The 23,791-nt window shown below is 66.9% G+C and carries 14 protein-coding genes, 1 tRNA gene and 2 pseudogenes; 12 read left to right on the top strand and 5 right to left on the bottom strand.

What is annotated here, in order from left to right:
• Positions 1-131 precede the first annotated feature (131 nt).
• The gene (locus tag EPD83_RS20385; RefSeq protein ID WP_128365165.1) at positions 132-560 is read left to right on the top strand and encodes a hypothetical protein; all 429 of its coding nucleotides are present in this window, start codon (positions 132-134) and stop codon (positions 558-560) included.
• On the opposite strand, the gene EPD83_RS11965 is transcribed toward EPD83_RS20385, so the two are convergent.
• Positions 557-1,303, bottom strand: coding sequence for a hypothetical protein (locus EPD83_RS11965; protein ID WP_128365164.1), 747 nt, complete (start codon positions 1,301-1,303; stop codon positions 557-559). The genes EPD83_RS20385 and EPD83_RS11965 overlap by 4 nt on opposite strands.
• A 737-nt stretch (positions 1,304-2,040) precedes the next feature.
• On the opposite strand from EPD83_RS11965, the gene EPD83_RS11960 reads away from it, so the two are divergent.
• Both EPD83_RS11960 and EPD83_RS11955 read left to right on the top strand, forming a co-directional pair.
• Positions 2,041-3,477, top strand: a complete 1,437-nt coding sequence (locus EPD83_RS11960; RefSeq protein ID WP_128365162.1) for a hypothetical protein — start codon at positions 2,041-2,043, stop codon at positions 3,475-3,477.
• Between the two features lie 16 nt (positions 3,478-3,493).
• A pseudogene (locus EPD83_RS11955) lies at positions 3,494-4,107 on the top strand (IS256 family transposase); the annotation flags it as partial.
• A 56-nt stretch (positions 4,108-4,163) separates the two neighbouring features.
• Here EPD83_RS11955 and EPD83_RS20710 read toward each other — a convergent pair.
• Positions 4,164-4,247, bottom strand: a pseudogene (locus EPD83_RS20710) (hypothetical protein); the annotation flags it as partial.
• Between the two features lie 113 nt (positions 4,248-4,360).
• Positions 4,361-5,476, bottom strand: coding sequence for a DNA cytosine methyltransferase (locus EPD83_RS11945; RefSeq protein WP_128365161.1), 1,116 nt, complete (start codon positions 5,474-5,476; stop codon positions 4,361-4,363).
• A gap of 134 nt (positions 5,477-5,610) precedes the next feature.
• Here EPD83_RS11945 and EPD83_RS11940 point away from each other — a divergent pair, with 134 nt between their 5' ends.
• The 8 genes from EPD83_RS11940 (at position 5,611) to EPD83_RS11905 (ending at position 21,408) form a co-directional block, all read left to right on the top strand.
• The gene (locus tag EPD83_RS11940) at positions 5,611-6,030 is read left to right on the top strand and encodes a very short patch repair endonuclease (RefSeq protein WP_322095789.1); all 420 of its coding nucleotides are present in this window, start codon (positions 5,611-5,613) and stop codon (positions 6,028-6,030) included.
• 78 nt (positions 6,031-6,108) lie between these two features.
• Entirely contained in the window at positions 6,109-8,859 is a 2,751-nt protein-coding gene (locus EPD83_RS11935) for a DUF1156 domain-containing protein (protein WP_128365159.1), read from the top strand.
• An 11-nt stretch (positions 8,860-8,870) separates the two neighbouring features.
• On the top strand, positions 8,871-12,278 hold the full coding sequence (locus tag EPD83_RS11930) for a DUF499 domain-containing protein (RefSeq protein WP_128365158.1): 3,408 nt from the start codon (positions 8,871-8,873) through the stop codon (positions 12,276-12,278).
• Complete coding sequence (locus tag EPD83_RS11925; RefSeq protein WP_128365156.1) at positions 12,275-13,777, top strand: ATP-binding protein; 1,503 nt, start codon at positions 12,275-12,277, stop codon at positions 13,775-13,777. The genes EPD83_RS11930 and EPD83_RS11925 overlap by 4 nt, the downstream gene beginning before the upstream one ends.
• Positions 13,778-13,788: 11 nt before the next feature.
• Positions 13,789-14,772, top strand: a complete 984-nt coding sequence (locus EPD83_RS11920; protein ID WP_205859512.1) for a PD-(D/E)XK motif protein — start codon at positions 13,789-13,791, stop codon at positions 14,770-14,772.
• 5 nt (positions 14,773-14,777) lie between these two features.
• Entirely contained in the window at positions 14,778-17,732 is a 2,955-nt protein-coding gene (locus EPD83_RS11915; protein ID WP_128365154.1) for a Z1 domain-containing protein, read from the top strand.
• Positions 17,733-18,700: 968 nt separating this feature from the next.
• Complete coding sequence (locus EPD83_RS11910; RefSeq protein WP_164896049.1) at positions 18,701-20,119, top strand: tyrosine-type recombinase/integrase; 1,419 nt, start codon at positions 18,701-18,703, stop codon at positions 20,117-20,119.
• A 2-nt stretch (positions 20,120-20,121) separates the two neighbouring features.
• Positions 20,122-21,408: a site-specific integrase gene (locus tag EPD83_RS11905; RefSeq protein ID WP_128365151.1), complete on the top strand. Its 1,287-nt coding sequence runs from the start codon at positions 20,122-20,124 to the stop codon at positions 21,406-21,408.
• Between the two features lie 586 nt (positions 21,409-21,994).
• Here the strand turns inward: EPD83_RS11905 and EPD83_RS11900 are convergent.
• Positions 21,995-22,068: transfer RNA gene (locus EPD83_RS11900), tRNA-Pro, on the bottom strand.
• A gap of 97 nt (positions 22,069-22,165) precedes the next feature.
• Positions 22,166-23,146, bottom strand: a complete 981-nt coding sequence (locus tag EPD83_RS11895) for a metallophosphoesterase (RefSeq protein WP_128365150.1) — start codon at positions 23,144-23,146, stop codon at positions 22,166-22,168.
• Positions 23,147-23,240: 94 nt separating this feature from the next.
• On the opposite strand from EPD83_RS11895, the gene EPD83_RS11890 reads away from it, so the two are divergent.
• Positions 23,241-23,705, top strand: a complete 465-nt coding sequence (locus EPD83_RS11890; RefSeq protein ID WP_128365148.1) for a GatB/YqeY domain-containing protein — start codon at positions 23,241-23,243, stop codon at positions 23,703-23,705.
• The last annotated feature ends 86 nt before the right edge of the window (positions 23,706-23,791 follow it).

Raw genomic sequence — 23,791 nt, 5'->3', positions numbered from 1 at the left:
CACGTCAGCTGGGCCGCACCCACATCCCCGAAGCGGTCGCCGGCGCCCGAGCGCGCCGCTGGTTGCAGGCCCGCCGCCGCGGCCAGTCCGTGACGGCCATCGCGGCACGGGAGGGCGTCGCACACCAGCTGGTGAGCCGAATGACCGCCGACTACGGCCCCTTCCCGGCGCCGGAGGTGATCGAGGAGTGGGCACAGGCGCGCCGCGCCGGGCGCACCATGGCCCAGATCGCGGCTGCCGACGACATCCCGGTCACGGTGGTCTCCCGTGCCACGCGCAGTCACGGACCCTTCACCCCGATCGGGCCGCGGCTGCCGGACGGGGTCGTCGGCCTGAAGGGACTGGCCCAGATGGTCGGGGTGACCGAGCCCACCGTGGTGCGCTGGGTCCGCCAGGACCGCACCCCCGCACCTGACTTCATCACCGCGTCCGGCCGCCGGCTGTGGCTGCCGGCCACCCTGACTCGCTGGCTCAGCGACGCCAACCTGGCCACGTGCCCGGACTGCCGAGCGCGGTGTATCAGCCTCAGCCACCACCGGCGCATCGCGCACCGGCCCTAGGACACCGATGCGACCGATCCGACCCGAGCACCGCTCGATGCGGGAGTGAGGCGCAGCCGCCGCTCCATCCCAGGCGCGCACCCGCTGATCTCGAGCAGCCGGACATAGCCCGAGCCAAGACCCGCGTCCCGCACCGCGGCATCGCCCACCTCCTGAACGCGATGCTGCGCGGCCCGCGCGGCCCTCGGGAAGAGGTAGGAGCCCGCCCCGATCGCCACCGACAAGGCGGCGACCCACAGGTGGCCGGCCTGGACCGCCTGGACCGCGGCCACAGCGACCACCACGCCCCGCGCCTGCCACATCAGAAGCGCCACCGGTGTCACCGGCAGCCCGCGACCCGCGCCGGCGACGGCACCGGCCAGGACGGTCCACGGCAGGCACCACACCTGCAGTGCCGGACGGTGCCTGTTCACACCGGCTCGGTTGATAGCGGCGGCGTGCACGATCCCTGCTGCCGCTTGCCGGGGCGTGACCCGGCCTTGATGCAGCGCCGCCACTAGAGCGACCGGCACCAGCACCGTGCGACGACCCGCCCCCGCCGGGAGGACGCCCGCACTCCCGCGAGCGGCCCGGAGCGCGACTGTTGGTGGGCCATGCCCGACCCGACAGGCGAGCGTCACGGCCGCAGCCAGCACCGCCTGCTCAGCCTCGGACAAGTCACGGGCGCCGTCGAAGACACGTGCCGCGCCCTGCTCGGCCACGGGACTTCCGGCCAGCCACGTCACCCCCAGCAGCACCAGCACCTCGGCGGCGCCCCAACCGGGCGGGACCAGCGCAGCGATGCCGCACCATACCGCCGTGCTCAGCGAGCACGGCCCCACCATCGCCGACGCGACGACAACGCTCCTCGGACAACGCATCACCACGCACCTCCCGCCTTGAACGGCCGCCGGCCGGCCGGCGGCCGCCTCCACATATCCACCCGGTGCTTCCGTGCTCCACGGTGCTCCCCAGCACCGTCTGCGGGTCACGGTTGTCCACAGGTACGGCCGGCCGGGCCAAGACGACCCGGCCTGGGGACAGGCTGACCCTGTCCAAACGAACCCGAAAGGAGGTGACAAGAACCTATGACCGCGCGATGTCCACCCACAGACCGCGGGACGCCCTTGGGAGGCATGGAAGACCAGCACCATCCGCCGCGCGCCACGTTGCGCCTGCTGCCCGACCCGCCGGTTGGCGACGGGTCCGCCCTGCCGCTCCTGCTCGCCCAACTCGGGGACCAGGCATCCGCGACGGCGAGCCCCGGCGGCGACGTCCGACCGCACATCCTCGCCTGCCGAGCCCAGCACCTCGCGGCCGACATCGACGCCCTCCCCGGATGGCCCCCGACCCCGCCGAGCGCTGCACCTTCACCGACGGACCTGCCTGGCACTCTCTGTCAGGTGCGGCGGCTGGCGCGCAGCCCGCTTCCGCGGCCCCTACCCCCGCACCTCGTGCAGGACCTCGCAGAGCTGATCAACCTCGCTGCCGCGGTGACCCCGTGACCACCTCGGACACCCGCAGCGTCGGCGAACTGCTCCTGGCCTGCGACCGCGACACCCGCGCCCTCCTGCTCGACCCGCACGACCTTGACGCCGCAGCCCTCGTGCGCGCCTGGCCGGAGATGGTCCAAGCCGCTCACGAGCTCCTGTCGGCGCTGCCCACCAGCTTGCCGCATCCCGGCCGGGCCACCCAACCCGGACCGGCAGACGTGATCGCGGAACGGCTCCGGATGGCCAGCGACGGCACCCACAGACACCTGGCCGCTCGGACCTGGCCCGGGACCGGCCCTTCCGACTCTCGCCTCATCGGCGTCGCCGACGCCTTCGTGCGCGCCCACGACCTCATCCATGCCACCTGGCGAGGGCTCGAACCCGGCCGGGTCGACGTCCTCGTTGACGCCACCGCTGCCCGCGCCCGGGTCCTGCACAGCGTCTACGTCGCCACCCACGCGGTCGGCCTCGCCGTCGGCCAAGAGATCCGCGACCGGGAACACGGCCCAGCTACCCGCAGCCGCCACGCCACCCACCGGCTCGCCGCCCTGCGCTACACCCGAGACCGGCTCCAGGTCGCCGAACGCATCACCGGCACCGAGCTCTACCGGGTCTTCCCGCACGCCCTGACCGGCGAACACCGCGACCCACCCGCGGCCGGCCGGGTCGCGACGGTGCTTGCTCGGTGGGACCTGGAAGCGCACCGCGCCCTGGCGACCCACCCCGGACTGCCCACCCTCTTCGAGGTCACCCGCATCCAGGCCGCCACCACCGCCATGACCCATCGGATCATGGCGGCCGCCGCCAGCCAAGGAGACCTTGACGCGCTCACCTTCCAGGAACAGCTCGACGCTCAGCTCGCGGCAGCCACCTCGGCCTGGCAGATCCTGCACACCGACCTGCGCGACCTCACCCCACCCACCGCACGCGCCATCCCCGACGCGCTCCATGCCGCCGGGGGCGAGGTCGTTGCCGCCCTGGCCGAGATCGTCATCGACGGCACGGCCTTGGCGTCCACCGCGACCATCGTGGATCGCTCGTCACCGGAGACGCTCCACGCCGCGGCCGAGACCCTCGCCGCGAGCCATGATCTCGCCATCACCGTCCTCGACACCGTCGCCGACGGCAGCCTCACCGTCAGTGCCCGCGCGGCACAGGCCTATCTCACCCACCAGCAGGGACCCACCGTCAGCGAAAGCCCAACGCGGACCTGGATCGACCCACGAGACCTCACCGCCCACCGAACCATCCCCTTGCCACCACCCGTGGCAGTCTGTCTGCAGCGCCACGCGAGCTACGTCCCCAACGTCACCGGCGGCTTGGCGGCTGCTGCTCTCCCGGTCCGTGACCTCCACCCGCCGGGCACCGAGGAACCGCGTCCCCCACATTGGTACGGAAACCACGACGCACCGCGATCCACGCCCGCTGCCTACGTTGCGCCGTGAGGGACTGTCCGTCTAAAGGATCGGGACCCGTGCCAAGCCGGTGCTGACCCACAACGCCAGCCCGGGCCAGGTCGTGGTAAAGCGGGACCAGAACGGCTCTTCCGAGCCGGTGATCGTCAAGAGGCGCCAGCGCCGCCTGTCCGGTGTCGACGCGATTGTGCTCTCGCAGGGGCACCCCCCTGCACGAAGTGCTTGTGGGAGACGCCCGGGTCTGACCACCGGCGAGATCAGCGCGCGCTTCGCCGAGATCTACCGTGCCTCGGTCAGCAAGGACACCGTCTCGAAGATCACCGAGAAGGTCATCGAGGACATGTAAGCGTGGTCCTCCCGGCCGTTGCAGCGGGGTGCACGCGGCGGTGTTCATCGACGCGATCTACGTCAAGGTCCGGGACGAGCAGGTCGGCAACCAGCCGTTCTGCGCCGCGATCGGGGTCGACCCGGCCGGGCACCGCGACGTGCTCGGGCTTGTGGTCCGGCCGCGGCGGCGGGGAGTCGACCAAGTTCTGGATGGGCGTGCTGACCGATGTCATGAACCGGGGCGTGGCCGACGTGTTCTTCAGTGTGTGCGATGGTCTGAAAGGGCTCCCGGACAGAGTGGCCGCGATCGTCCAAACCTGCATCGTGAGCCTCGACATGCCGTGGCCGTCGTCCTCAACCACGATGTGCTGCGCTTCGCCGCTGCCTACGACTCGGACCGTGATCTCGGTTGCGTCGGCGTCATAAGCATTCGCCACCAGCTCCGCGACGGCGTTGGGGAGCCAGGAGCACATGTTCGATCCAAGGTGCTCGATTGTGAGCGGGTCGAACCTGAGAACGAGCTCGGATTGGACCTGGGACTCAACCGTCCGGTCCATCATGTCGGGTGGCATCGGAGATGGCGTGCCTACTGGGCGTCGAGGGCCGACACAAGATGGGCACCGAGAGCCTGGGCGAGCGGAATGGGGACGGCGTTGCCGATTTGGCGGGCGATAGCAACCTTCGATCCGACCCACTTGTAGTCGTCGGCGAATCCCTGGATCCGCGCGGCCTCGTGGTGGGTGAGGGCGCGGTGCTCGGTCGGGTGCAGGTACCGGCCCTTCTCGGGCTTGAAGAACTCCGTTCGGATGGTGACCGACGGCTTCCCGAAGTTCAGCCGCCCCATGACGTCACCACTGCCACTCTTGTGCTTCTTCCAGCACTCGGCGAGAAGCTTCTTGGGGATGTCGAATCGGTTCCCGTCGGCCGGGATGTGGCGGAAGCGCTTAATCGAGAGTGGCTCGTAGTGCCGGGTCAGGTGAAGCTCACTCGTTTTGAATGCTCCGGGGAGCAGAGTGTCGCCGAACTCGATGGTGCGGTCGGGCGGATCGATGTCGGTCACGGCTGGGCGGAGGCCGTCGAGAACGTCGCCGAGCGTGCGCCACTCGGCATGCGTGGCGTCCTCGACCTTCGCATGCGTCGCAGTCGGGAATCCCGGAAACGGCAGGTCGCGGTGATGGCCGATAAGGATTACCCGCTTCCGGACCTGGGCAGCGCCATAGTCGGCAGCGTTCAGCACCATGGCCTGGAAGGTATATGCGCCGAGCCTCTGGCTCGGCTGGCACTGACGCTTGAACCGGGCCAACTGCACGGACGTCAGGAACTGGGGCACGTTCTCAAGCACGAAGTACTTCGGCTTGGCCTTCCGGATCGTCTCGGCGTAGCGCAGCCACAACTGGTTGCGCTCATCGAGTTGCTCCTGCTTGCCGAGGGCGGAGAAGCCTTGGCACGGTGGTCCGCCGATGACGACGTCTGCTTCGGGCGTCTCCTCCGACTTGAGCCAGTGCTCGATGCCACCTGCGAACACGGTTTCGGGATCGTGGTTCTCGGCGTACGTCGCGGCGGCCGCTGAGTCGTGCTCGATGGCCCTTAGTGTCTTGAAGCGATTCGACTCCGCACTGAGGCCAGCGCTGAGCCCACCGGCCCCGCTGAAGAGGTCGAGCACGCGGATCTCGGCGCGCGAAGACGAGCGAGAATCCACCATGACACGGCACTCTAGCCGGCCCGTACGACACTTTGCGGCGAGCTCGGCAGGACTCGCCGGCGACACCGTACCCGCCAGCCGCGACAAGGCGTGGGCTCGAAGTCCGGGTCGCGGTTCTGGGACAGTTGAGAGCTGTGGACGTGCCCACGGATCCGAGTACCTCTCAGCGGATGTCTCGCCAACGAACGCGCGACACGGCCGCCGAGTGGTCATTGCGCCGACTCCTGCACGCACGCGGGTTGCGCTACCGGGTGGATGCAGTGCTGCCGGGACTCCCGCGCCGACGGGCAGACATCGTGTTCCCCCGGCAGAAGGTCGCCGTGTTCGTCGACGGCTGCTTCTGGCACGGCTGCCCCGAGCACAAGACCGCACCCAAGGCCAACGCCGCCTGGTGGGCCGCGAAGCTCGCCCGCAACGTCGAACGCGACCGAGAAACCGACGCGCATCTCGTCGGAATGGGGTGGACCGTGCTCCGGATCTGGGAGCATGAGGACCCGGAGCGCGCGACGGATCTCGTCGAGGCTGCTGCTCGATCTGGTCATCCCGGGGCGTAACGGGTTCTGTCGGGCTTCTCTGGTACCCATGTCTAGGAGCCAGCCGGCTCAGCACCCGGTTCGAGTCGAGGGAACAGGTTGAAGCGCAAGCTCATCGAGGTATCGCTACCGCTGGAGGCGATCAACAAGCAGGCGGCGAGGGAGAAGTCCATACGCCACGGCCACCCCTCGACCCTCCACCTTTGGTGGGCTCGCCGTCCGTTGGCCGCCGCCCGTGCGGTGCTGTTTGCCCAGCTCGTTGATGATCCGAGCGCGTGCCCGGAGGAGTTCGCAAGCGAAGATGACCAGAGGCGCGAGCGCGAACGCCTGCACGAGATCGTCGAGCGACTCGCTGACTGGGACAACGTCCGCGATGAAAAGTTGCTCGCTGAAGCACACGCCGAGATCTTGAAGTCAACTGGTGGGGCACCGCCGACGATTCTGGATCCTTTCGCCGGCGGCGGGACGATCCCCCTTGAAGCGCAGAGACTTGGTCTGGACGTTCAGGCTTCCGACCTCAACCCAGTCGCAGTCCTGATCAACAAGGCTCTAATCGAGATCCCTGCGCAGTTCAGGGATCAACCGCCAGTCTTCCCAGGTCTCGCGGAAGCCGAGATTCGGAACTGGAAGGGTGCGGAGGGTCTTGCGGCCGACGTGCGCGCGTACGGCCAGTGGATGCGCGACCTGGCTGAAGAGGGACTCGGGCCGCTCTATCCGCAGGCGGACGGCAAGACGGTCATCGCGTGGCTCTGGGCGCGCACAATCACGTGCCCAAACCCCGCTTGCGGCGTTGAGATGCCGCTCGCAAGATCATGGTGGCTGGGGAAGAAGCGTGGCAAGCAGGCCTATGTGGTGCCGTCGGTCGTTGCAGACCAGACACACCCCTCAGGCAAGCGTGTTGAATTCAGCATCGGCACCGACAGTCGCTTTGCACCAGCGAGCGACAAGGATGGAACGGTTGGCCGGCAAGGCGCGGTATGCGTTGCCTGCGGTTCTGCGACTGACCTGAAGGTTGTCCGGGCGATGGCCGCGGCAGGCGGGCTTGGCCGTCGACTGATGGCTATCGTGGCTGAGGGCGACCGCCAGCGCGTCTATCTCGCACCCTCGACCAAACACGCTGAGATCGCTGACGAGGTTGCTGCGCCGCGCGACGCCCCGGCCGCGTCTCTCCCGGACCAAGCGCTTGGGTTCCGAGTTCAGGCATACGGATTCAAGAAGTGGGCAGACCTGTTCACCTCCCGACAGTTGCACGCCCTCGTCACATTCAGCGACATGGTTGCTTTGGCTCGCGAGAAGGTGATCGCCGACGGCGGGACTGCCGGTTACGCCGATGCGGTTGCGACGTTCCTCGGATTTGGCGTCTCGAAGGCCACGGACTACCACAACGCCCTCTGCGCATGGCGCTCGGACATCAAGAACGAGGGCATCGGGCACCTGTTCTCGCGGCAGGCGATCCCCATGGTTTGGGACTATTGCGAGGCGAACCCGCTGTCGTCGTCGTCGGGCAACATGCGCGACCAGTGGACGTGGGTGGCGAAGTCCCTGGAATCCTTGGTGCCCGCGGGTGCTGGAACCGTCGCTCAGGCCGATGCGGCATCGAGGTCGTACGACGGTGTGGTCGTTTCAACGGACCCGCCGTACTACGACAACATCGACTACTCAGATCTGTCCGACTTCTTTTATGTCTGGCTACGACGCTCCCTCCGCTCGATCTATCCTGAGTTGCTTTCGACACTTCTCGTGCCGAAAGACGAGGAGCTGGTTGCTAACCCGTTCCGCCACGACGGGCCGGCGGGCGCTAAGGCATTCTTCGAGAACGGCTTCCGCTCCGTCTTCTCCAGGGTCTGTGCGACGGCGGACTCTCGATTCCCGATCACCGTCTATTACGCGTTCAAGCAAACGGAGTCTGAGGCAGGTGGCGATGCCTCCACAGGCTGGGAGACCCTCCTGGAGGGAATGGTCCGGTCCGGTTGGGTCATCACCTCAACCTGGCCCATGCGAAGCGAACTCGGCAACCGCATGAGGAGTATCGACTCCAACGCGCTCGCGTCATCCATCGTGCTATCGCTGCGGCCGCGCCCCGAGGATGCACCAGTTATCGATCGACGCGGCTACTTGGATCTGCTTCGTGACGAGCTGCCGCCGGCGCTCGCAGACCTTCAGCGCGCTGCGATCGCACCCGTAGACCTTGCTCAGGCGGCCATTGGGCCGGGCATGGCGCTGTTCTCAAGGTACGCACGAGTCGTCGAGCCAGCTGGGTCCAGTGTCTCGGTGCGGGAGGCTCTGCGGTTGATCAACTCGGTCCTCGCCGAGGTGCTGTCCGATCAGGAGGGTGACTTCGACAAAGACACACGCTGGTGCGTGAAGTGGTTCGAGACTCACGGGTTCGACAAGGCGGCGTATGGCGGAGCTGAGACACTTGCCGCGGCATACAACACGTCCGTCGCGGGGCTTGACCGGTCTGGGGCCGTGTACGCCAAGGCAGGCGAGGTGCGTCTGCTGACCACCGCGGAACTCCCAACGGCCTACCGGCCCGAGCGCGACGAACACATCACGCTCTGGGAGATCGCCATGCACTTGGCGAAGGCCCTGGACGAGAGCGGACTAGCAGAGGCTGGCCGGATCCTCGACGGCGCGTCAGCGAGGGTCGATGTCGAGGCAGTGAAGGAGTTGGCTTACCTCGTGTTCTCTCTCGCAGAGAAACGGTCGATGGTCCAGGTCGCCGGCATGTTCAACGCACTCGTCACCTCCTGGCCCGAGGTCACAGCCGCAGCGAGAGCCCACGCGAGTGCGGCACCAAGGGCGACTGAGCAGGCCATGCTTGCTCTTGACGACGAACTCGGCGACTGAGGAGGCGCTCCATGGCTGTCAGCAACCGCGAGCGCGTTTCACGCGCACTCGAAACTACTGCCGAGGCCCTCGGCCCGTTCGTCGCCCGTCAACTCGCGCCATACGTGCCTGCTGGCGCCGAGTGGCCAGCGATCCTGAGGGTGCTCGACGAGCAGAAGGGAAACGACAAGGTCGGCTCCCTGTACGTGCCGACGGATCTGTCAATGCAACTCCGGGTCATGACCGAGCGCCTCGGCGCCATTGGCTTCCCGTTCTCGTCTGCGCTATCTAGGGCCGAACAGAACCTGGCTGGCGAACTCCGTGACATCCGGAACCGTGCAGCGCACGGCGCGCCCTTCAACTTCGACGACACCTACCGCGCACTCGACACCGCCGAGCGGCTCCTGCGAGCAGCAGACCAACCGGGCGCAGCCGACCGGATCAAGGCCGAGCGCACCGACCTACAGCGTGCCCAGATCGAGGCCGAGACCCGGCGAGACGTCCGGGAGAGCACCTCGATCTTCGGCCTCGGCGATGTCGAGCTAACACCGTGGCGCGACGTGCTCAAACCCCATCCGGATGTCCTCAGCGGACGGTTCAAGGAATCCGAGTTCGCAGCCAACCTTCACTCGGTGGCACATGACACCGGTACGACCTCGGCGGAATACTCTGACCCGGTCGAGTTCTTCCGGCGGACATTCCTCACGGCCGGGCTGAAGGACCTCCTCACCCAAGCAGCGAACCGCGTCGCCGGTGCCGCCGCCGCGGCACCAGTGATCAACCTTCAGACCACGTTCGGTGGCGGCAAGACGCACTCGATGCTTGCGGTCTGGCAATTGTTCTCGTCAGTTCCGGCTGCTGAGCTGCCGCAGGAGTTCCAGGAGATCCTCCACACGGCCGGGCTTGCTGACGGTGACCGCACGATCCGCAGGGTCGCCGTGGTCGGCAACGAAATCGCTGCAGGGCAGGCTCGGCAGCGTGACGGGCTGACCGTGCGGACGCTCTGGGGCGAGATTGCGCGACAGCTTGGCGGACGGGAGGCGTTCGACCTCGTCGCGGAGTCAGATGCCACCAGCACCAGCCCCGGCGACCACCTGCGTGACCTCCTGGCTCAATACTCGCCCTGCGTCATCCTCATCGATGAGTGGGTTGCCTACGCGCGCCAACTCGGGGACGACGACCTGCCCGGTGGCACGTTCGAGACCCAGTTCACCTTCGCTCAGCTGCTGACAGAGGCGGTCGCGGCGACACCCGGCGCGCTCCTCCTGGTCTCGATCCCGGCGAGCGACGTCCGGCGCGAGGCTGACGGAACAGCCGCGGAGTCCGTTGCATCCGATCTTGAGACCGGTGGAGAACGGGGGCGGGCCGCGCTGCGCCGACTCGAACACGTCGTCGGCCGCGTGGCTCACCAGTGGCATCCGGCTTCGGCCCAGGAGTCGTTCGAAATCGTGCGACGCCGGCTCTTCGAGCAGCCGGACGCGCAGGCCTTCCGGCAAGTGGCAGCGACTGCCCGCAAGTTCGTGACCTTCTATCGCGAGCACCAGGGAGAGTTCCCGCGCGAAACGACCGAGGACGCATACGAGCAGAAGATTCGCTCGGCGTACCCGATCCATCCTGAGCTCTTCGCACGCCTCTACGAGGACTGGGCCACTCTGGAGCGGTTCCAACGCACGCGTGGCGTACTCCGACTCATGAGCGGAGTGGTCAAGGAGCTGTACGCCGCCGGGGACGACTCGCCGCTGATCATGCCCGGGTCCGTCCCGATCGCGGCCGACAAGGTCGTCGGCGAGCTGACGCAGTACGTCGACGTGCAATGGCGCTCCGTCATCGACTCTGACGTCGACGGGACCGACAGCCTGCCGTTCCAGATCGATCGCGAGCGCCCCCTTTTCGGCAAACGGGGCCTGACGCGACGGATTGCACGCTCTGCGTTCCTCGGTTCGGCGGCCACCTTGCAGAGTGCCCATAAGGGCATCGAGCGCAACAACATCTTCCTCGGTGTCGCGATGCCGGGCGACACGGTCGGCAACTTCGGGTCGGCGCTCCAGATGCTAAGCGATCGGGCCACGTACCTCTTTGCCGAGGGTGTTCGTTACTGGTACGACCTGCAGCCTTCGCTGAATCGCACCGTCAACGAGCGCGCTGCTAACCTCCACGAGGAAGATGTGTGGGCCGAGGTCGTGACCCGACTCAAGCAAGCAGGCCAGGCCGGTGCCGACTTCGCCGCGGCCATCGTCGCCCCGACCGACGCCTCGGACGTCCCAGAAGCCGAAGCCGTCAGACTCGTCTACGTGCACCCGCAGTTCACCCACAAGAACAAGGACACCGACTCGAGCGCCATCCGGTTCGCACGGGATGTCGTGGCAAATCGAGGAAGCGCAAGCCGCGAGCGGCGGAACACTCTGGTCTTTCTGGCCGCCGACGAGCAGCGATATGCCGAGCTAGAGTCCGTCGTCCGGCAACACTTGGCCTGGCGCAGCGTGGTCACGGACAAGGATCACCTCGACCTGACCCAACAGCGCGTCGCGCTCGCGAGCGCGAAGGTCGACGAGACCAACAAGGTCGTCGCACAGCGCATCGGCACAAGCTGGATCTGGGCCCTCTATCCTCGCGACCGGGGCGAGAACGAACCGTTCAGCATCTCGGTAGTACGAGCTGACGGAGACGACGATCGCCTCGGAGTCCGCACCGGCAAGAAGCTCGTCAAGGAAGACGTGCTCCGAGTCGAGATCGCGCCGGCGACGATCCGCCACGATCTTGACTCCAAGCTCCACCGCGTGTGGAACCAAGGACGCATCCGGGTCGGCGATCTCTGGGACTATTACACGAAGTACCCCTACCTGCCGCGGCTGCGCGACAAGGAAGTCCTGATCCGCGCCATCGAAGATGTCGCGATGGATATCGCGTGGCCTCAGACCGGCTTCGCCCTTGCCGTTGACTACGACGCCGAGTCGGGTGACTTCAAACGCCTCACGGTTCCCATCGAGGACGGGCCGATATCTGTCACGGACGACACCTATCTCGTCGCTCCCCATGTCGCGTCGGCCCAACGTGCTCGCGAGCTGTCCGCCGCCCAGTCGAGTTCGCCTGGAGCTCCGGACACGCAGGTGCCCCCATCGAGCGGCCCTACGGCGACCGCAATAGCAGCTGACTCGCAGCCCGTCACGAGCAACTCGTCCGTCGTCGAACGCGCTCGATACGAAGGGCGCTACGAGGTCGATGCGTCGGATGCGGACGCAATCGCAGGCAGGCTGCGCGACGTCATCGACGAGGTAGTTCGGCACATCTTGTCCGCTCGTGGCTCGGAGAACGTCTCAATCGTCCTCGAAGTGAGTGCTGAGAACAGCGAGGGATTCTCGGAAGCCGTGGCACGAACGGTGCGGGAGAACAGCCGAGTTCTCGGATTCGACAAGAGCGACTTCGAGGACGTCGAGTGGTGAGGGCCGAGGACGACGTAGTCGAGAGGATAAAGCTCGCTCCTGACGCGGGGCTCGTCAAGGGTCTCGGGGCCAATCACACGCTCGAATCCGCGATCGCCGATCTGGTCGACAACAGCATCGACGCCGGTGCATCGCGAGTCACCATCCGGCTCCTCACTCAGAACGATCGCCTCAGCCAGGTCGAAGTTATCGATAACGGAAAGGGGATGGACGCGGCCGCGGCCAACGCCGCCATGACGATCGGCCACCAGCGCGTCTACTCCGACCGCGACCTCGGGCACTTTGGGATGGGACTGAAGGCAGCGTCGTTCGGCCATAGCGATGTGCTGACCGTCTGGTCCACGAGCTACGGCGCAACCCCGATCGGGCGCCGTATCCGGCGGGCGGACTTCTCGAAGGACTTCACGTGCGAGGTGTTGTCGGCCGACGCCGCATCGGAGCGCGCTGCCGACAGGCAGATCCTGCTCGGGTCGGAGGAAGGGACGTCGATCGTATGGACGGATGTCCGCAATGCCTACCGCGGCCGGAGTCACGACGAGGCACGTAGTTGGCTGTCGACGCGCAACGAAGCGCTCAGGTCACATCTCGGGGTGACCTTTCACAGGCTGATCGCGGCCAAGCAGCTCCGAATCGACGTGCTGATCGACGAGCTCGGCGAGGCGTTCGCTGGCCCGGGCGTACCGATACTGCCCATCGATCCGTTCGGCTACGCCACGTCGGGGCATCCCGAATACCCGAAGGACCTAACGGCGAAGGCGGGCGACACCCGCGTGAAACTACGTTGCCACGTCTGGCCGGCCAAGTCCGATGTGACGGGCTTCCGCATCGGCGGGAAGACCGGGGACCAGTTCCAGGGGTTCTACATCTACCGGAACGACCGCCTCCTGCAGATCGGCGGATGGTCCGACACCGCGACGCCGACCCCCGCACGTCAGCTCGCCCGAGTGGTTCTCGAAGACACCGGCGCCATAGGACCGTTCGTGACCATGAACCCAGAGAAGAGCGGGCTGAAGTTCGAGCCGGTCTTCCACGACGCGATCAACAAGGCCGAAGCCTCGGACGGCACCACGTTCCTGACCTTCCTGCAGGACGCCGAATCGATCTACACCGACGCGAACAAGCGCAAGCGTCGACGTAGGCCCGCCATCAGGCCCGACAAGGGCATTGCCCCTGCCGTGCGGAAGCGGATCGGCAGCGAATTGTCGTTCATCGACGGGGACCCGGTGAACGTCAAGTGGAGGCGCATGCCTGCAGGAGAGTTCCTCGACGTTGACCACCCGGGGAAGACCCTGTGGCTCAACAGTCGCTACCGCAGCCTGTTCGCACCCGACGGTGGCAGCCTGAACGACGCCCCTGTTCTCAAGGCGTTGCTGTACCTGCTGAGCCACCACGTATTCGAGGGCCAGATCCTCGGCTCGCGAGACAAGGACGAGATCGCGCTCTGGAAGAGTGTTCTTGGAGCGGCCGCAACCACCGAAGAGCACATGCGCGGCGAGTGAGGACCGAAGAGATGACCATTACGCCGGACGACGCACGCCATCTGACATTCACAACCCTCGACGAGTTGTGGAGCAACGGGGCACCGATGGTGTTGCCCATCAAGGGCGAGCCCTCCTGCCGACTCCAGCTCGACCCGAAGAACGGGCTCATCACCCTGGTGACGCCCTACGACACGCCCGAGCCGGACGTCGCGAAACTGAGGAATGTCGGCTTCGCCGCGGTCTCGGCTGGCGATGACGAAGTTGCCGAGCTGACCGTCCGCGTCGAAGGCAGCGTTCATGGGGGGTACGGACTTCTTGCGACCGTCGCCGATGAGCTTCAGATCGAGAAGATGCCGCTGGCGGCGGCCGTCGCCGCAGCGGTGACCCGCCACAGGAACGTGTTCGCGAGTCGTGGCGCGCTGACCACCGAGAAGGAGGTTGGGCTCCTGGGAGAGCTCCTCTTCCTGGAGTACCTGATCCATCAGGTCGGCGCGGGCCCGGCGACTGCGTCTTGGCAGGGACCGCTGTCGGAGGAACACGACTTCACCTTCGACTCGGTGCATATTGAGGTTAAGACGACAAGCAGCGAACGCCGTCGGCACGTCATCCATGGGCTTGACCAACTGGTGCCGCTGCGGGGGGTGCCACTCAGCCTCCTTTCGGTCCAGCTCACGAGAACGTCGCCGGACGGTGGGCGGACGCTCCCGCAGGTCGTCGCGCACGTCCGGACGATCGCTGGCGGCCACCAGGTCGCGGTCAACGCCATGCTCGCAAGTTTCGGCTGGGACGACGATGATGCTGACCTCTACCCGACTTACTGGGCCCTTCGCTCCCAACCACGCGCGTACGACGTGAAGGGCGACTTCCCGGCGATGACCCCCGATCTCGTCGGACCCGTCGTGCCCAACTTCGCGCTTCTGTCGGACGTCTCGTACAGGGTGGATCTGACCGAACTGCACCATGACGCGCTTCCCGACCCCATCGGCGGCTTCGTGGAGTCGAAGGAGAGCTGACGAACGTGACTGATCAACGCCCGATGTGGGCCGACGCACTAACCAATGCCTTCGTGGCACTGAAGAACCAACAACCCACACCGCCACTCGGTCCGATCCTGTCTGCGCTGGCCGGCGCACCGGTGGGCGATGCCGAACTTGCCACGTTCATTCAGCAGGCGGACGAGAACGACTCGGCCCTGACGCAGGCGCGGATGGCGTTGGCGAAATGGGACAACCAGGACGGCTTCCTAAGCCCGGACGGCGTCGCGACGTTCCCTTGCACACAGGAACGCCGCGCTGCCATCTACACATGCCTCGGCCTGTCGGCTGAGGTCGCCTCAGCATTCACGACGAGGGTTGAGGTGTTCGAGGTTCCTTCGGTCGTGATCTCCAAGGTCTTCGAGCCTTGGTACGCGACCGAACGGAAGCTGCGCACCAGCGTCTATTGGGACGACTACGAGGCATATCTCCGAGACGTCAAGAAGTGGCCGGCGCCGTCGATCACCTCGCTGGACGAGACCACGACGGAGGTTATCGAACGGCTCAGTCGCCCGACGCGCCCCGAGGCCAAGCAGACCAAGGGTCTGGTGGTCGGCTATGTCCAAAGTGGCAAGACCGCGAACTTCACCGGCGTCGTTGCCAAGGGCATCGACGCCGGTTACCGGCTGATCGTCGTGCTCACCGGCACGATCGAAATCCTCCGCGCTCAGACGCAGCGGCGCATGGACATGGAGCTGATGGGCGTCGAGAACATCCTCGCCGGCCAGGATCCGAACGATCCCGCGGTGGCGAAGGAGCTCGACTACCAGCAGGACCAGGAATGGATGGCTGGACGCTTCGTCGAGCACGGCGACGCCCTCACGCTGCCAGGCGTTGTCGAGATCGCTCGCGTGACGAGTCACCGCAGTGACTACAAGCGCCTCCCGCAGGCCATGACCAAACTCAAGTTCGCGCGCAAGAACAAGCAGAAGCCGCTCAACGATGAAGAGAATCTGTTCCACTCCGGGGCTTACGTCGCGGTCATCAAGAAGAACCCAGCCCCTCTCAAGAAGCTGATCCAGGACCTAAAGCCGCTCAAGAACGACCTCGCCGAGCTGCCCGTCTTGATCATCGACGACGAGTCCGATCAGGCGTCGGTGGACACCACCAACCCGGCCAAGTGGAAGAAGGGCTCGGCCGAGAACCGGAAGCGGACGACGATCAACCAGCTGATCACCGAGATCCTCGAAATCTGCCCGCGCGCCCAGTACGTCGGCTATACCGCCACCCCGTTCGCTAACGTCTTCGTCGATCCCGACGACGAGCGAGACCTCTTCCCGGCCGACTTCGTGCTCTCACTTCACCGACCGCCGGGCTACATGGGCGTCCAAGAGTTCCACGATGTCGGCAAGCGGTGGGACGATGAAGAGAAGACTGTCGCCAACTCGAACGAGTTGGCGCACATCCGGCCACTTGTCGGCGACAAGGACACCGACCCCGTCGGTCGCGTCGAGGAACTCCAGGAAGCCCTGGACGCATGGGTGCTCTCAGGCGCCATCAAGAAGTACCGCGAAGCGCACTCCGACCTCAGGTTCAGGCACCACACGATGCTCGTCCACGAGTCAGTCAAGAGGGACGACCACGCCGACACGGCCGCCGACGTCCGATCCCTCTGGAGCAAGGCCAAGTTCAACTCAGCAGAGGGCTTTGCGCGCCTGAAGAAGCTCTTCACGGACGACTTCCTTCCGGTCATGAATGCGCGGTCGTCGGGCGCCTCTGTCCCCGAGTCGTTCGACGCGTTGAAGCCTTACGTCGGGGAAGCCCTCGCTCAGATCACGATCGATGGCGACCCCGTGCTCATCGTCAACTCCGACAAGGAGATCCAGGCGCAGCAGAAGAAGCTCGACTTCGAGGCAGACAAGGTGTGGCGCATCCTCGTCGGTGGCACCCAGTTGAGCCGAGGCTTCACGGTGGAGGGGCTGACGGTCTCCTACTTCCGGCGCAAGGCGGGCCAGGCGGACACCCTGATGCAAGCGGGACGCTGGTTCGGCTTCCGGCCCGGCTACCAGGATCTCGTGCGCCTCTACATCCGCAGGGACCCTCAGGTCGACCTCTACGAGGCATTCGAGGCGTTGCTCATGGATGAAGAGGCGTTCCGCGCCGAGCTCAGCCAGTACGCCGGCTTCGACGAGCAGGGTATGCCGTTGCTGGAGCCGCGTCAGATTCCTCCACTCGTTAGCCAGCACCTGCCATGGCTGAAGCCGACTGCGCGCAACAAGATGTGGAACGCAGTCATTGCCAACAGAGCACCGACCGATATCCAGGACCTCTACGGCCTCCCGGAGCAGGGAAGCGAGGCGAATCGCAAGAACTTCGACAACGTCGTGGTGCCGCTGCTCGCCAAGGCAACCAGCGAGGTCATGCTCCCGTACGAGCTCGACGGCAAGTCGGGGTACACGCAGCGAGCGCGGGTGGGCCTTGTCGACGCCGGTGAGTTTAACGAGCTCTTCGGCAAACTGGGTTGGCATCCCGAGTACGAGGCCAACATCAGAGCTTTCCGGGGCTTCATCGAGAAGGCAACGGACGACAAGAAGATCACCGATTGGGCTGTGGTGTGGACTTGGCCCCACATGGATGGTCGTGTGTTCGACATCCCTGAACTCGGCGGCGAAGTCTCCATCGTGAAGCGCAAGCGTCGGGCTCGGCGAATCGACTTCGTAGGCTCCGACCGGAAGCACCGTGCTGCCGCCCGACCCATCGCGCTCGGCGAGACCGTTGCTCCGCTGGGTGAGTCCGCGACTCGGGGTGTCATCCTCATTTCGGTTGTGCCGGACCGTGAGCCTGACGACACGATGAAGCCTGTGGATCGCGATGACCTCGTCGGCCTGATCTCGATCGCTGTGCCGGCCAAGGCGGTTCCGAGAAGCAACCTGATCCAGTGGACCGTTATCAACTCGGCGAAGCCTGACGACGTAGTGGTTGACCAGCCAGCCGATTGATCGCAAGTACTTCTGGCTCGTCGCGGCGAGCGCGACCACACTGGCGCCCGCGACCGTGACGTTGGCAACGCGGGAGGTCGCCCGCCGATGCGCATTGAGCTCCGCGGGCGCCAGCCGTTCTGCCGGCACTGCGTCGATCGCCTGTGAGTCGCCACGAGCGAGGAGGCCGGCGTCATCGTCAAGGAAGAGGGTGACCTGGCCGTCGTCTGGCTCATCGAAAGGCTCGCGGGCGAGAGTAGACGAGCGATGGGAGCCTCATGCCCAACTTCGCGGGGGTGCGTCTTGCGGTCTGTAGGCACCCTCCGGGCGTGATCGCTAGGAACCTGACGAGCAAGATCGGCGCACTTGGGACGCGGTCTGGTCGGGGCATCAGCAACCCGCCCGGGCTCATCGAACAGATCACCTATAGGTTGTCCGGCGACGCCGATTCTGGGACTCCTCCGGCGCAGGTCGTGCACTGGACCGCTGGGCTGTGCCCGTCAGGAACGTCGACGATCCCTGCCCGCCGGTCACATGCTGCGGATGACCTTTGTAATAGTCGCGTTGCCGACCCGGACCGCGTATCGGTAATAGCCGCGGGTGTACGGGGGCCCGGAAGGCCACCTTGTCTGTGCCGGTCACGTACGTGCTCCAGGTCGTGAACCGCGGACAGGGCCTTCAAGGCGCGCTGCATGCTGCCGCGCAGCGACCGCTTGGATGCCTGAAGGCGCAAGGTGCGCACGGAGCGTCATCTGGGACTACTCCGGCTAAGAGCACCCTTGCCGCGCGTGGGGCCCGGCTTCGCCCTCGCACATTGCCATGCATTGCCCCCAGAGGAACACTGGAATGTGGCCAGTAGTAGCGAGAGCGTCGGTCCACCCATCGCCCAGCGCCCCCGACCGAGCATGCCGAGACAGCGACGGGCACCCTCGAGCGTCCCGAAAGGAGTGCCAGCCTCGGACCTCGCGGCGATGCTCCACGCCGCTCGGGTGAAGGCGTTCCTCGGCTGGCTCCCTGGCGCCGCGACTGAAGGGGACGTTCCAGCCGATCCGGCGCTGGCCGCGCTAGTCGATCACACCGCAGCGATGTACGCCCAGGCGATCACGGACTCGACGAGAGCGGCCTATGCCCGGCGCTGGAAGCTCTTTGAGGAATGGTGCGAGACCCGGGAGTTGGCGTCGCTGCCCGCGGCGCCGGAGACGGTCATGCTCTACCTGACCACTACCGTGGGAACCACGGCCTACTCACTGCCAACGATCCGCGGCTGGGTGGCGGCCATCAACCGGGTGCACATCGAGGCTGGCGCACCTGCCCCCGGCCTGGATCCGGGAGTCACCCTGTTGATGCGAGGGCTGAGCCGAAGCCGGCGAGACCGGCTTGCTCCTCCGTCGGTCTCCGCGCTGAAGATCGCCGAAGTCCGTACCGTGTGCGAGCTGCTCGATCGTCACGCGCGACGTCCCATCGACGTGCGCGACCGAGCGGTCTTCGCGTTGCACAGGGCCGGCCTCGGGGATGGCGAAATCGCGCGTCTTTCCCTCCAGGACCTCGAGATCGCGCCAGCCCGTGCCCTCGTCACCGTCCGGGCCACCAAACGAACCCCACCTCGTGAAGTCATCCTCCGACACGGACCCAAGACCGGCCCCGACCCGCTGGAGGCCCTCACCCAGTTTGTCGAACTCCGCGGAACCGATCCCGGACATCTCTTTGTCAGCTCCGCGGCTCACCGTCACCGGCGCCCGCTCTCGGCCAAGGGGATCTACTCCATCCGTCACTCGCGAAGCGGTGCGCTCGCCGCGCATTCGGAGCGGCCCGAGCTCGACGAAGTAATCGACGTTCTCGGTCGCAACGACAGCGAGGTGTTGCGGGACAAGGCGCTGATTCTGCTCGGCTTCGCAGGAGCCTTTCGCCGCGTCGACCTCGTCCGGCTCCGGTGGTCCGACATCACCCTGAAACCGAACGGTCTGCTCGTGATGCTCCGCCACTCCAAGACCGACCGATCGGGCCGCGGCCGCAGCGTCGGCATTCCTCGCGGCCAGAGCGAAGTCACCTGCCCAGTGCGGGCCGTCCTGGCCTGGCGAGCCCGCTGCGGACAACGCTTTGGTGCTGAACGCCTGCCGGACCTCCCGTGCTTCGTTCGGGTGGGGCGCTCAGGCCGGCTCGGCACGGATCCACTTACCCCTGAAGCGCTCGCCTACCTCGTCCGGCGCCGAGCCGAGCAAGCCGGCCTCGAGGGGCGGTGGGGAGGGCGCAGCCTGCGCGCCGGATTCATCAGCACCGCCGCCGATCTGGACATCCCTCTCCACAAGATCGCGCGACAAAGTGGCCACGCCACCCTCGACAGCCTGATCCGCTACATCCGCACCGATGATCCGTTCCGCGGTAACCCGGCTAACAGGCTAGGTCTGTAGCCATGACCACCCGAAGCGACCTGACCGCCCGCGGCGCATCCACCCGCAGGCTCCGCGCCGCGGACCGCGAGTGGCGCCGACTGGAGGAGTTCTGCAGGCCGCTCGGCCTGAGCGTGACAGAGGAGTCGGTCGTCCTCTACCTCACCCATACACACCTGACCCGGTCAACCACCGGACGAACGGCCCGCAACACCCTTCAACTCCTGGACCTGGCCTCCATCACACGCGGTACGACACCGTGGAGCCGATCCCCCGACGTGGCGCGGTTCCTGCAGGGCCTGCACGTACAAGCCCCGCTCGGTGGCTCCGCCCGCGCCGACCCCCTCTACCCGGAACTGGTGCGCGCCCTGGTGGACGCCACCATGCGCCCGTCGCACGACAAACTCCGAAGCCGGGCGGCAGTCCTTCTAGCCCACACGACCTCGCTACCCAACACTGTTCTCGCAGAACTGCGCTGGCGAGACATCTCCTTCAGCCGCTCAGCCGTCGACATTCACGTCCGTGACCACTGGTACACCCACCTGCGAAACCTCACGCTGCACCTCCAACAGGACCCCGACACCCGCATCTGTCCCGTCAATGCCCTCCGCGTCTTGCAGCGCGCCGATGCCGCCGGCGACGATCTCGTGCTCGGATCAGAGACCGGCAAGTGCAACGTCTCTCGCCTCGGACTCGTGACTCGGCAACTGCCCTACCAATCCCATCCGACTGCGAAGTCCAGAGCTCGTGCGGCGGCCGTGGTGTCCCAGCTGATCCAGCCCGGACCGCAGGAGAGCCGTGACCGCGCCATCATCCTGACAAGCTACGGTGCGGCGCTGCGCGGCCGTGAAGCTCTCGCGCTAAGACAGGGCGACATCGACGACCTCTCGAACGGCCTCCTCCTGCGCGTAGCAGGAAGACAACGAGCGGTCGGGCTAGCGACGGAAGAGAATCCCCTCTACTGCCCCCGAGAGGCGTGGCGCGACTGGCTGGGCAGACTGGATCCACACCAATGCCAAGCCGCGCAGCCAGCATTCCTGCAGGTCTCGGCCTCAGCCGTGTGGAACGTCCCGCTATCACCTATGGGCCTGAACTACCTGATCCATCAGCGCTGCAGCCAGGCGCGCCTCAAGGGCTACTACACGTTCACCAGCCTTCGCGTCGGGTTCATCCGCAACAGCATCCGACAGGACGTCCAAGCACACCGGATCGCCAGCGCCGCCGACCTCACTTCGCTACTGAGCGTCGAACGCCACGCCGTCCGAGAGACGATTCTGTCCGACAACATCGCCGGCATCATCGGCCTTTGAGGGCTCGCGGGCCGCCACCTAGTTCGAGGTTTCTCGAGGGGCAAGTCGAGACGACGCAACTGCTCTACATCGCTCGGCTCCGCCGTCGCCTCGCGAGCCCCTGGGTTCGCTTGTGCATCGGACTTCGCCTGATTTGCAAGCTTGTAGGGCGGTAAGACCTCCCTGTGAAGCGAAGCTATCTAACGGCTTGGCTTCGCCGCCAGGAGGCCCCTGAAAGCGATGCCACGGCAGCCGGCTCTCAGCCCACAGGCACGGCCTCGCGTCCGAACATTCCGTACAGAGTCTGTCACAGTGCTGACACGCCACCGGAAGGTAACAAGAAACTGCAGGTCAACAGCCAAAGAGTGAAGTTCCCGCCATCTCTCCCTCGGCGACGAGATCTCAGCTCGCCAGAGACACCCACGATCACCCCAACCTCAGCGGCGCGGTCCCGCCCAGCCCTCGTGCGATTCCGGGACTGCCTGGCTACCTCAGTCGATGGTTTCGGTGTCAACGACACGCCAGTTATGCCTCAGTTGTGCCCTGATCAGAGTTCCAAAGAGGGCCCTGACCGCGTTTCCGCTGGTCAGGGCCCTCGTGCTCACGGTCGGGGTGACAGGATTTGAACCTGCGACCTCGTCGTCCCGAACGACGCGCGCTACCAAGCTGCGCCACACCCCGTGGCTGCCTCCGAGGGCTGCTGCCCGCGGCGACACCCGAGGATAGCCGACCACCGGGAAGCATCCGAAATCGGTTCGCCGGGACCCGGCGCGGCCGGTCAGTCGGGGAAGTCGGGGTCCTTCGCGAGCAGGGTCAGCAGGGTGGCCTCGGGGCGGCAGGCGAAGCGCACCGGGGCGTACGGCGAGGTGCCGAGGCCGGCCGACACGTGGAGCCATGCGGCGTCCCGGGGTGCCTGCGAGGACGGCCGCACCCGCCCGCGCCGCCCGGCCGAGCCCGCGCCCGGCCACCAGCGCGAGACGCCCTTGGCGCGGCCGGTGTCGAGGTCGCAGTTGGTGACGAGCGCGCCGTGGAAGGGAAGGGCCAGCTGACCGCCGTGGGTGTGGCCGGCCAGGACGAGACCGGCGCCGTCGCGGGTCATGGCGTCGAGGATCCGCTGGTAGGGCGCGTGGACGAGCCCGACGGTGAGGGCGGCGTCCTCGCGGGCCTGACCGGACACCTCGTCGTACCGGTCGAAGTCGACGTGCGGGTCGTTGACCCCGACCAGCTCGACCCGGTGCCCGCCCATCGTCACGACCTCCCGGGCGTTGTCCAGGTCCGCCCAACCACCGGCGCGCAGCCCGTCGACGAGCTCGCCCACCGGCAGGTTGCCGCGCTGCCGCGGCGCCTTGGCGTAGGAGGAGGTGAGGTAGCGCGCCGGGTTCTTCGGGACCGGGGCGAAGTAGTCGTTGGAGCCCAGGACGAAGGCGCCCGGGAACTCCAGCAACGGCTCCAGCGCCCGCAGCAGCGGCGGGACCGCGGCGGCGTGGGCGAGGTTGTCGCCGGTGTCGACGACGAAGTCGGGCCGCAGGTCGGCGAGCGAGCGGACCCAGGCGATCTTCTTCTCCTGCCCTGGCGTCAGGTGCAGGTCCGAGACCTGGAGCACCCGCACCGGGGCCGACCCGGGCGGCAGCACGGGGACCGCGACCCGGCGCAGCGCGAACCACGTGCGCTCGACGAGCCCCGCGTACGCGACCGCCGCGACGCCGGTGCCGGCGGCGACGCCGAGCGTACGGAGCAGGGCGCGGGGGAGTCGGTCCATGCGTCCATCCTCGCAAACCCGGGGGCCGCGGCCGGGGCCGCACCGCGGCCCGACCCGGATGCCGCCGGCGGGCGCCGGGTGCGAGGATGCCTGCATGACCGACACCACCCTCAAGGCCCGGCTCCAGGGCGACCTGCACGACGCCATGCGCGCCCGCGACAAGGTGACCGCGGCGACGCTGCGGATGGCCCTCACGGCGGTCACGACGGCCGAGGTGGCCGGCGACGAGGCTCGCGAGCTGGATGACGACGAGGTCCTCGCGGTGCTGGCCAAGGAGGCCAAGAAGCGCCGCGAGGCAGCCACCGCCTACCACGGCGCGGGCCGCGAGGAGCTGGCCGAGGGCGAGGAGGCCGAGCTGTCCGTGCTCGAGGGCTACCTGCCGGCCCAGCTCGGCGACGACGAGCTGCGGGCTGTTGCCCAGCGGGCGGTCGAGTCCACCGGCGCCACCGGCATGCAGGACATGGGACGGGTCATGAAGGCCGCCCAGGCCGAGGTCGCGGGCCGCGCCGAGGGCGGCCGGGTGGCCGCCGCCGTGCGCAGCGCGCTCGCGGGCCGCTGACCGGGCGGCCGCCGACCCGGCCGCGCTACTTCTTCGGCGGAGGCGTCTTGCCGGGCTTGTCCGGCTTCGGGTCCGACGTCGTCTGC

The sequence above is a fragment of the Phycicoccus flavus genome (assembly GCF_004025965.2).
In the GTDB taxonomy this organism is placed as follows: Bacteria; Actinomycetota; Actinomycetes; order Actinomycetales; family Dermatophilaceae; genus Phycicoccus; species Phycicoccus flavus.
This window is presented reverse-complemented; position numbering and strand designations above follow the sequence as displayed.